We start from the raw sequence: 11472 nt of genomic DNA on the forward strand, positions 1-11472 counted from the left end.
TTCTATTACTTTTTCTCAGCCAGCCACTTTGCTAAAACCTCTGCTTCAGCATCTGTAGCCATTCCAGGAGGCATTTGTCCCTGACCATTTTTTATCACATTTTGTATTTCCTCTTGTGACAATTCACTTCCAACTTTAGTCAGATCAGGCCCCATTCCACCTGATAAATCGGCACCGTGACAGCTAGCACAGTTTGTTTCAAAAATAGCTTCAGGATCATCAGTAGTTTCGCCCTCTTGTGCCTCTTCAGCTTGTTCTCCGCCGCCTTCTTCGGCTTGTTGAATGTCTTTACGTTGATCTAATCCAATAAATGCAATAACTATTACGGCAAGTATCCCGACAAGAGCAATTAGTGCATATGGGATAACCGGGTTTCTTTTCATTGCGTTTCCTCCTTATGTAATCCCCATAATTCTTATTCGCTGTAAAAGACTATATTTATTTTACTTGAAAAAGCGATTTCTTTAAAGAGTTTAGGTGTGAAAATTTTATAAAACTATATAAATACATGTAAATACTAGAGCTAAAATACCAGTAATAAGTAAATAATTTATCTTTTTATAGAAACCTATTACAACCCAAAACAGGAAATTTATAAAAACGATAATTATCAGTCCGAAATCATGCAGGTAAGCTTTACTAACTAAAACAGATATAAATAATGCTATCAAGAGACTATTCATTAAGGCTAAATGATACTTTAACGTCCATTTAGGTTTCAAGTAAACGTACATCCAAATAGAATAACCCAAAAAAAGAATTAACATACTCAGTTGCAAAATAATTTGAAATTGCGTAAAATAAATAACAAGCAATGAAAACGGTATCATCATCGACAGAAGTAATGTTTGAATGGTATCGATAAATCGATTTTGGCCTATAACTGAAGGCTCTATTTGCTCGTCACCATTTGAATATAGTGCTAACAGAAAGTCGCAATAAACGACTGGCAGCATTTTATGCTGCTTCCAATAATGAATTTCATCCATAATAATTTGTTTTCGTTCTTCCAAAATCGGTCACTCCGATGTCGACATCACTATATTAGTCTTGTAGTACTTGAATAGGAAAAGTCATTGGACAACATTGTTGTCCAATGACAAAACATTTATTAATCAAGAAAGTCCTTTAATCGTTTGCTTCTACTCGGATGTCTTAACTTACGAAGTGCCTTAGCTTCTATTTGACGAATTCTTTCCCGTGTCACACCAAACACTTTTCCAACTTCTTCTAAGGTTCTTGTTCGCCCATCATCTAGACCGAAGCGCAAACGTAGCACATTTTCTTCACGATCTGTCAGTGTATCTAAAACATCCTCTAATTGTTCCTTTAAAAGTTCATATGCAGCATGATCTGAAGGAGAGACAGCCTCTTGGTCTTCAATGAAATCCCCTAAATGGGAATCATCTTCTTCACCTATAGGTGTTTCCAACGAAACAGGCTCTTGCGCGATTTTTAATATATCACGTACCTTGTCAGGAGAAAGCTCCATTTCTTCTCCAATTTCTTCTGGTGTGGGCTCTCTACCTAAATCTTGAAGCAATTGTCTTTGTACGCGAATCAATTTATTAATTGTCTCTACCATATGAACTGGTATTCGAATTGTTCTTGCTTGATCCGCAATTGCACGAGTTATTGCTTGACGAATCCACCAAGTAGCATACGTACTAAATTTAAAACCTTTTCGGTAATCAAATTTTTCGACTGCTTTAATTAATCCCATGTTACCTTCTTGGATTAGATCGAGAAATAGCATTCCTCTTCCTACATACCGTTTCGCAATACTTACGACTAGTCGAAGGTTTGCTTCAGCAAGTCTTCGCTTAGCCTCCTCATCACCTTTCTCAATACGAGTAGCAAGATCGATTTCTTCTGCTGCAGATAATAAATCAACTCGACCTATTTCTTTAAGGTACATACGAACAGGGTCATTTATTTTGATACCAAGCGGGACACTTAGATCATTTAAATTAAATTCTTCTTCTTTTGCAATTTGTTGCATATTAGGATCTTCTTCCGATTCTCCAATTACCTCGACACCTTGTTCTCCTAGGTACTCATAAAATTCATCCATTTGGTCTGATTCTATAACAAAATTAGATAGACGATCAGCTATCTCTTCGTAAGCAAGTACACCGCGCTTTTTACCCATTTCTAACAGCTGATCTTTAGCTTGTTCTAATGTTAGTTCAGGTTCATTTTCTTTTGTTTGTGAAGGCTTGTTATCGGCCATGAGTCCCCCTCCTTCCAGACTACGTAAATTCAATTCATATTTTTTGACTGCTTATTTATTTCAATAATCTGCATTGCTATTTGTGCAGCTTTTATTGGATCCTGTTGTTGTTCTGCTCGCTTTTGTTGATCTTTAAGCGTTTTTATCGCATCCATATCACTTTTTTTTGTTTGTATTATTCGAATGTAATCATTTATTTCCTTATCACTAATATCATCCTGTAACGGGATCATAGCTATTTCAGTAATCTCTTGCTGAAGCTTTGGTTCAGTGATTTTCTCTAAAAACAAGCTAACATCTGGGTCATTTCCTTCTTCGTAAAAAGCATATAAATAAGTAGCGATAATCTTATGGGAATCTATATTAAAGCCTGCTCCTATTTCTGTTTGAACCTTATCAGTTATGACGACATCTTGGAGCATATATGATAGAAGCTGTCTTTCTGCATTATGGAAAGCTGGTAATAATTTGGATTTCCGAACATTCCATTCTCTACTACTAGTAGTATATCTGTTCTTCTGACGATTATCCTTATTTGACCCAAACTTTTCTCGGTAGCCTGAAATTTCATTTGACAGGGTATCCATCGATATATTATATTCATTACTTAACTCTTTTAGATAATATTCCCGTTCAATTGAGCTATCAATCATAGCAAGTTGTTTTAATACTTCTTCTATATAATGAAGTCGATCTCCTTCATTATTCATATTATAATCTTTCATTAAATACCGCATATAAAAGCTTATAAAGGTATCACTTGCTTTAATAACCTCATTTTCAAATTTTTCTCCACCATACTTCTCAATAAAATTGTCAGGGTCCATATTATGTTGTAGATGTGCTATTTTTACTTCACAACCGACATCGCGTAATAAAACGGCTGCTTTATAAGCAGCATCTAACCCTGCACGATCCCCATCATAACAAATAACAACTGTATCTACATAGCGGTTCAAAAGTTTTGCTTGATACTCCGTCAATGCTGTACCAAGTGTAGCTATTACATTTTTGATACCCGCCTGATATGCAGCAATTATGTCCATTTGCCCTTCAAATAAAATGGCTGCATTTTTTTTTCGAATATGCTTTTTGGCTAAGTCAAAATTATAAAGAATCTTCCCTTTATGAAATAATTCACTTTCAGGGCTATTCATATACTTAGGCTTCTGATCTCCAAGAGCTCGACCACCAAAAGCAACCGTCTTCCCTAAATGATTCCGGATTGGAAAAATAACTCTTCCTCTAAAACGGTCACTTACTTGATTGTCATCCTGTTGGGTAATTAAACCAGCTTTGACCAGTAACTGCTGATGATATCCTTTTTTATGAAGGAATTCAGCTGTAAAATTCTTTACATTAGGAGCAAATCCAAGTTGAAATTCATCAATAGCCTCATCATTGACACCCCGATTCTTTAAATAGCTATAGCCTTCCTTACCATCTTTTGTAAATCGCAACAAATGATGATAAAGCTTAGTTAACCATTCGTGTGCAGATAGTATATCTTGGGTCTCTTGTGACAAAGTGCTTACTGATTTGTTTGTTTCTGGTAATTGAATTCCACTTCTATCCGCCAAAAATTGTAATGCTTCATAAAATGAATAGTTTTCCATTTCCATTAGAAATGTTATCACATTGCCACCTTTTCCACATCCAAAACAGTGGAAAATTTGCTTTTCCTGTGTAACAGAAAAGGAAGGTGTTTTCTCTCCATGAAACGGACAAAGACCAAAATAGTTTCTACCTTGTTTTTTTAATTGAATATATTCCCCGATAATGTCTACAATATCATTTGCTTTACGAATTTCTTCAATTACATGTTCAGGAATTTGATTGGACATAAAATCACCATGCTAAGTTAATATTCGTCTTTCATTAAAAAAATCCTTCATTTTTCGACAATATTTTTTTGAAATACCGAAAAAAATTCCTTCTTTTTATAAAAATAATCTGTGAAGGATATCTAAAAGCTGATTTACTTCATTTATATAAAAAGCAGGTCACAAAAATTCAAAAAGCAAAGACATTCATTCAATAACACAAGCTCACAGTATACATACTTCTACATTTGTCACTTAAATTCCTTCTTAAAATGTAAGGTTTATTAAATAACAATGATAGAAATATATCTTCTGTATGCTATATCATTACACAAAGAGACATTATAATATACTTTCACAAAAAATGCTATCAAATCGTCTCTAGTTTTATATTATTCCCAGTAGTTTTTCTTCCTAACCGTGAAAAAACATTCTACATATTCATATAGAATGTTTTTCTATTCGATTAGATTGGCCACTTACTAGTTTTGAATAATCTGCATGATACTATTAGCCGTTTCTTCTACGGCCTTGTTAGAAACATCAATTACATTACATCCAATCTTATTAACCACTTTATCAAAATAGTCTAATTCTTTATAAATCCGTTCCATATTTGCGTAAGTAGCTTGATCGCCAAGGCCTAATGCCTTTAATCTTTCTTTCCGGATTTCATTAAGTTTCTCAGGACTAATACGCAAACCAATACACTTAGCAGGATCGACATCAAACAACTCTTCAGGCGGATCCACCTCAGGAACAATGGGAACATTAGCCACTTTCAAGCGTTTGTGGGCTAGAAATTGAGAAAGTGGCGTTTTCGATGTCCGAGAAACACCGATTAGTATGATATCTGCACGTGATATTCCCCTGGTGTCACGACCATCATCATATTTCACAGCAAATTCAATGGCTTCTACACGTTTAAAGTAGTCTTCATCTAATTTATGGACTAATCCAGCTTCAAACCGGGGTGTTCGTTCAAATACTCTTTCCATTGCTTTTAACATCGGTCCCATAATATCGATTGCTTCTAAATTTAGTTGCTTTGATCGTTCATTTACATAGTTTCTTAGAATTGGATCGACAAGGGTGAAGCCAATTAGCCCATTATTTTCTTTAGCAATTTGAAGTACTTCATCAATTGTATCCTTATCTTCCACATATGGAATCCGTTGTATCTTATAATCCCCATTATTAAACTGACTTAAACCTGCTTTAATAACTAACTCAGCTGTTTCACCAACCGAATCAGATAGAACATAGACAATAGGCTGCATGCTCATTCATCTACTCCTTCCCACAAACGTAGCTAAATATGTTCATCTGTAATTAATTCTACGAAAGCCTTCGTAATAGTCGTCTTTGTTATTCTTCCTACCACCTCTAAACCGGAAGCCGTATCTTTTACAACCGGAATACCATCTATTTGCTTATTAATCAAATTTTGGGCTACATCTAAAAGTAAATCTTCTTTTCTGCACACCGTAATGTTTGGCATTCTTGTCATAATTATATGAACCGGTACGGCGTTTAAATCCTGTTTGCCAATACTTGCACGTAATAAATCTTTTCGCGATAATACTCCCGTTAAGCAAGCTTTATCATCAACTACAAAGAGTGTTCCAACATCCTCTAGAAACATAGTAGATATGGCATCGTATACCGATACACTTTCTTTCACAACAATCGGAACATGTTGATACTCATATACTTTAAATTTTTTAATTTGTTCCGTAAGTAGTTCACTTCCGGTCTTTCCTGTGAAAAAGTACCCAACACGAGGACGCGCATCAAGAAATCCTGCCATGGTCAAAATGGCCAAGTCTGGGCGTAGCGTTGCTCTAGTTAAATTTAATCGTTCAGCTATATTTTCACCCGTTATTGGACCATTCTCCTTGACAATTTCAATAATTTCTTCCTGCCTACTCGATAATTCCATCCCTTCACCACCTAAAAACCATGTGACTTATACTATTTCTTCATATTATAGACTAAAAATAGAGAAAAGAGAATTGTCTCGCACGCGTTTATGGATTAAAAGCTTTGTTTCCATTCTACTTTAGTTAAGTCCGCATATTTCTGTATAAGTGAAGCGATACTTGCTAATAGTGCTAAGCGATTATTACGAATCCTTTCATTATCATCCATTACCATATTATGATCAAAGAAATTGTGAATTGGTTCTGCTAGTTGACCTAATAACAATAAATCCCGTTCTGCATCACGTTCTGATTGTTGGTAAGACTGCTCTATCGAGCAAAATTCTTTATACAATGCCTTTTCCGATTCCGTATCAAATAAATTTGTATCTATATGATTAGAATTAGCTTTTTGAGCTAAGTTTAATACGCGTACAAGTGCTTCTTGAATCGTCTTAAACGAAGCGTCTAACCTTTTATTTGATAAGTTATGTGCCTTTGCTAATGCATACGTATACACACCTATTTCTTTGTGAAGTATCGCTTGAATTATATCTTGTTCAATAGATTCTTCTTTAAATAAATATGCTGCTCGATTCGTCAAGAAATCATGAAGGTTACTAAATGCTTTATCCTTATCCAATATTTGTATGTGTGATTGTTCCATCACTTCCAGTGCAAGATTTATTAATGTTTCCATAGGAATATTCCACTTATTAGCTTCTATAATACGTAAAATGCCCGTTGCTTGACGACGTAAGCCATATGGATCCTGTGAACCAGAAGGAATTAGTCCAACACCAATACAACCAGCCACCGTATCTAATTTATCGGCAATGCTAATAATCGAACCCTCTATAGTATTCGGTAATTCACCATTTGCCTGCTTAGGTAAGTAGTGTTCACGCACCGCTTGTGCTACAGTCCTAGTTTCACCAAAATATTGAGCGTACTTTTCACCAATTACCCCTTGTAATTCTGTAAACTCATTTACCATATTTGTTGAAAGGTCAAATTTACAGATCGATGCAGCTCGCAGAATATTTTCCTTTTCTTCTATGTGCAGTAGATCTGAAATATGGTTTGCTATTACGACAACACGTTTCACTTTGTCTGTAATTGTTCCTAGTTTTTCCTGAAAGACAACTCGATTTAATTTTTCATTATAAAAATCTATAGAATGCTTTAAATCCTCATTATAGAAGAACTCGGCATCGGACAAACGAGCACGTAGTACCTTCTCATTTCCTTTTATTACGGTATTTAATGCATCGTCATTTCCATTTCTAATCCCGACAAAGTAAGGAAGTAGCTCACCTGTATTTGATTTTACTGGAAAATAACGCTGATGCTCTTTCATGGAAGTAATTAATACTTCTTCTGGGAGTTTCAAAAATTGTTTTTCATAAGCGCCCAGAAAAGCTTGTGGGTATTCAACTAAATTACGCACCTCATCAAGTAATTGTTTATCCACCGGTATTTGAATACTATGACTTTTCTCTAACGTATGAATCCCCTCTAAAATTAAATCTTCACGCCGTTTTGGATTAACAATTACAAATTGATCCAATAACGTATCCTCATAGTTCAAAGGATTATTCAAATCAATTTTATCACCAAGAAACCGATGCCCGTAAGTTGTTTTACCACTTTTCACACCAGCAACCTCAAAAGGGATCACCGTGCCGCCAAGTAAAGCCACAAGCCAACGAATGGGACGCGCATATCTCATAGATTGTGTACCCCAACGCATGTTTTTCCCGAATGTAATGGATTCAACAATTTTGTGAAATTCAGGTAATAGTGTAATGGTTTGCTTACCTTCAATATGCTTTTCTACAAAAATATAGTTTGTACCGTTAATTTCTTTACTATAAATGTCGTCTACAGTTTTCCCCTGACCTTTTGTAAAGCCAATTGCAGCTTTTGACCAATTACCGTCTGCAGCTTTTGCAATCTTTTCAGCTGGTCCTTTTACTTCCTCTTCTATTGTTGTTTGCTCTTCCGCTATGCCTTTAATTAGTACAGCAAGACGTCTAGGAGTAGAATAGGAAACAACACTTTCAAATGTAATGCGTAATTCTTGTAGCCAGGATTCGGTTTTTTCTTTAAGCTGTAACTCTGCATCGTCAACAAACCGAGCCGGAAGTTCCTCCACACCTATTTCGAATAAAGCATTTTTTGCCATTTACTGTTCCTCCTTTTTCAGCATAGGAAAACCAAGTCTTTCTCTTTCTTCTACATATGCTTTTGCAATATTTCTAGCTAGATTACGGATTCTACCTATATAGCCAGTTCGCTCTGTTACAGAGATAACACCTTTTGCATCCAATAAATTAAATGTATGCGAGCATTTTAATACATAATCATATGCTGGAAAAACTAAGCCTTTTTCCATTGTCTCCTTTGCTTCCTTTTCATACTTAGTAAATAGATCAAATAACATTTCCGTATTAGATGCCTCAAAAGTATATTTAGAATGCTCATATTCTGGTTGATAAAAGATATCCCTTACAGTAACACCAGATGTCCATTCTAAATCGAACACATTTTCTTCATCTTGAATATAGGATGCTAACCGCTCTATACCATAGGTAAGCTCAACAGCCACTGGGTTTGCTTCTAAACCACCGATCTGTTGAAAATAAGTGAATTGAGTAATTTCCATGCCATCTAACCAAACTTCCCAACCCAATCCAGCTGCTCCAAGTGTTGGATTCTCCCAATTATCCTCCACGAAACGAATATCATGTTCTAGAGGATTAATTCCTAGTTTCTTTAAAGATTCAAGATATAGCTCTTGAACATTGTTTGGAGAAGGCTTCATGATTACTTGAAATTGATGATGCTGATAAAGTCGATTTGGGTTATCCCCATAACGACCGTCCGCAGGTCTTCTTGACGGTTCTACATAAGCAACATTCCATGGTTCAGGACCGAGACTACGCAGCAGTGTCATTGGCGACATGGTACCTGCACCTTTTTCAACATCATAAGCTTGCATAATAATACAGTTTTGTTCAGACCAATGCTTTTGTAATGTTAATATCATTTCCTGAATATTCATCTTCACATATCCTCCATCTTGATATTAGTTAAGTAAAAGACAAAATCCCCGTCCCTATGTCTTTTTTATTAGACATAGGGACGGGGATAGGCCGCGGTTCCACCCTATTTGCTCATCACGAAAATGAGCCACTTTATTATAATCGCTCAGAAGCGCCCTTCCAATTTGCTTTATGATCCAGCTTTCACTATTCTGGATTCGCTTTACATAAATACAAAAAGTACTCCTCTTCATCACAGCAATACTTATTATAATTTATGTACAAATAATACGCTACATTACTGGTTCATGTCAACTTATTTTAATAAATCAATCTGCTTCAAAAATTTCTTTGATTTGATATAATACCCTCCATAATAATCATAATATGCATCTAATAGTTGGCGCAATAATTGTTGATTTTCCTTTTTTACAGAAATATTTCCAACTCGCTGTAAATTAACCGTTGCGAATATACGTAATAGCTTTGCTAACAATTCCGATAATTGAATTGCCTCGCGGTCCATACTTCTACAATGGTGACATAATATCCCGCCCTCCGCAATCGAAAATACAAAAGGTGGTGTGTTACCACCACAATTACTGCAACGATCTAATGTAGGCGCAAAACCACCTTTACCGTAAAGCTTTAATTCATACATCATTGTTGGTATATTTACATCATCATTCTTTTCTATCCATTTCATTGTCTCAAAAAGCTGTTCAAAGATAAATGTATCAGGATCCTTGTCGTCTGATAATTTGTCTGTTAATTCCACAATATACGCAGCATATGCTGTTTTTATAATATCCTCACGTATCGATCGAAAAGAGTGTATGATTTCTCCTTGTTGAATCGTGCTCAACCCAGTTTGAATATAAACAAAAAACTCCGCATAAATGAATGGCTGCGTAACTGCAGCCATTCTACTTTTGGTTTTCTTTGCACCTCTCGCAATTGCAGAAAACTTCCCTATCTTTTTACTATATATCGTAACTATTTTATGTGTTTCCCCATAATCCTGTGTTTTTAAAACAAGTCCTTTTATTTTTTCCAACACGTAGCTTCACCTTTCTTACCTAACAAAGGGAATAGCTTGACCCTACGATTTTCTTCATAAAATTACTTTATAAATTGGTATCTAATGGAGTAACCGTTTGTTCATCATGCTGAGCTCGATCATCTGGATACTGTTCATTTTCCATCTCTTTCATTAATAAATAGGTTTCAATGTTTCCCGTTTGACTGAATACTTTCCACGTAAATTCGATCACAAGAAACCCCACCTTTCTTTAATGTTTGAAAATGTAACTTATTAATTAGAATGACCACTAAACTCAAAACAATTAGTATAAAAATTTACCATGTTTAATATTCATCACTTCGAAAACCGTATTCATGAAGCTGACTTTGTTTGTTTCGCCAATCTTTTTTAACCTTTACCCACAGCTCTAAATACACCTTAGATCCTAATAACGCTTCTATATCTTGTCGAGCCGATTTTCCGATATTTTTTAACATATTCCCTTGCTTGCCAATTAATATACCCTTTTGTGTCTTTCTTTCAGTCACAATTGTAGCCTGTATAAATATGGAGTCAGAATCTCTTTTCTCTATATTTTCTAACATAACGGCGATGGAATGTGGAACCTCTTCTCTGGTCAATTGTAATACTTTCTCTCTAATTAATTCGCCAATGATAAACCGTTCAGGATGATCTGTAACTTGATCTTCTGGATAATACTGTGGACCTTCAGGTAAATGCTCTTTCAATACGTTTAGCATATGATCAACATTGTTTCCTTGCAATGCTGAGATCGGAATAATTTCAGAAAAATCAAGCTTCTCCTTATATTGATCAATTAAAGGAAACAGGTCATCTGGATGAACAAGATCAATCTTATTTATGATCAAATATACTGGCCTTTTTATTTTCTGTAAACGATCTAGGATGTATTGATCACCTTTTCCATAGCCTTCACTCGCATTAATCATAAATAAGACAGCATCCACTTCATTTAACGTATTCTCTGCCGTTTGAACCATAAAATCTCCTAATCGATGTTTTGGTTTATGAATACCTGGTGTATCAATAAATATCATTTGTGCGTCTTGTTGTGTTAAAACTCCTTGGATCTTGTTTCTAGTAGTTTGTGGTTTATCACTCATAATGGCGATTTTTTGGCCTATTACCCTATTCATAAATGTGGATTTCCCTACATTTGGTCTACCAATAATTGCTATAAATCCAGATTTAAATTTATTCTCCATGCTGTTGCCTCCGCGACGTATTCAATATGTTTTATTCATATCATACTACAAATTGGCTCTAGTTTCATGTAATCGACAAAAGCTTTAAAAACTTTTGGTTGTTCTATATAATCCTGCATATCTCCAGACAAAATTTTTACCTTAACAGAAACGGAAGTCTGGATGAGCTATGAGAA

The 11472-nt window shown here is 35.2% G+C and carries 11 protein-coding genes; all 11 read right to left on the minus strand.

Annotated features, from left to right (window positions below):
- Positions 1 to 5 precede the first annotated feature (5 nt).
- The gene (gene cccA / locus D9782_RS17305; RefSeq protein WP_026681170.1) at positions 6 to 383 is read right to left on the minus strand and encodes a cytochrome c550; all 378 of its coding nucleotides are present in this window, start codon (positions 381 to 383) and stop codon (positions 6 to 8) included.
- 105 nt (positions 384 to 488) lie between these two features.
- The gene (locus D9782_RS17310; protein WP_026681171.1) at positions 489 to 1013 is read right to left on the minus strand and encodes a hypothetical protein; all 525 of its coding nucleotides are present in this window, start codon (positions 1011 to 1013) and stop codon (positions 489 to 491) included.
- A 98-nt stretch (positions 1014 to 1111) separates the two neighbouring features.
- A complete protein-coding gene (gene rpoD / locus D9782_RS17315; RefSeq protein WP_121605269.1) occupies positions 1112 to 2233 on the minus strand; it encodes an RNA polymerase sigma factor RpoD in 1122 nt (373 codons plus the stop codon).
- A gap of 29 nt (positions 2234 to 2262) precedes the next feature.
- Entirely contained in the window at positions 2263 to 4077 is a 1815-nt protein-coding gene (dnaG, locus tag D9782_RS17320) for a DNA primase (protein ID WP_026681172.1), read from the minus strand.
- Between the two features lie 461 nt (positions 4078 to 4538).
- The gene (locus D9782_RS17325) at positions 4539 to 5342 is read right to left on the minus strand and encodes a pyruvate, water dikinase regulatory protein (RefSeq protein ID WP_026681173.1); all 804 of its coding nucleotides are present in this window, start codon (positions 5340 to 5342) and stop codon (positions 4539 to 4541) included.
- A gap of 26 nt (positions 5343 to 5368) precedes the next feature.
- Entirely contained in the window at positions 5369 to 5998 is a 630-nt protein-coding gene (locus D9782_RS17330; protein WP_026681174.1) for a transcriptional regulator CcpN, read from the minus strand.
- Between the two features lie 95 nt (positions 5999 to 6093).
- Positions 6094 to 8166, minus strand: coding sequence for a glycine--tRNA ligase subunit beta (gene glyS, locus D9782_RS17335; protein ID WP_121605270.1), 2073 nt, complete (start codon positions 8164 to 8166; stop codon positions 6094 to 6096).
- Positions 8167 to 9045, minus strand: a complete 879-nt coding sequence (gene glyQ, locus D9782_RS17340; protein WP_026681176.1) for a glycine--tRNA ligase subunit alpha — start codon at positions 9043 to 9045, stop codon at positions 8167 to 8169. It abuts the gene before it with no gap.
- 296 nt (positions 9046 to 9341) lie between these two features.
- The gene (gene recO, locus D9782_RS17345; RefSeq protein WP_026681177.1) at positions 9342 to 10085 is read right to left on the minus strand and encodes a DNA repair protein RecO; all 744 of its coding nucleotides are present in this window, start codon (positions 10083 to 10085) and stop codon (positions 9342 to 9344) included.
- A gap of 67 nt (positions 10086 to 10152) precedes the next feature.
- Entirely contained in the window at positions 10153 to 10299 is a 147-nt protein-coding gene (locus tag D9782_RS17350) for a YqzL family protein (RefSeq protein ID WP_080668672.1), read from the minus strand.
- A 94-nt stretch (positions 10300 to 10393) separates the two neighbouring features.
- Positions 10394 to 11296 (minus strand): GTPase Era, encoded by a 903-nt coding sequence (gene era, locus D9782_RS17355; protein WP_026681178.1) that lies wholly within the window; start codon positions 11294 to 11296, stop codon positions 10394 to 10396.
- Positions 11297 to 11472 lie beyond the last annotated feature (176 nt).

Origin of the sequence: Virgibacillus sp. Bac332, assembly GCF_003667785.1 — a bacterium.
Classification (GTDB): Bacteria; Bacillota; Bacilli; order Bacillales; family Amphibacillaceae; genus Virgibacillus; species Virgibacillus salarius.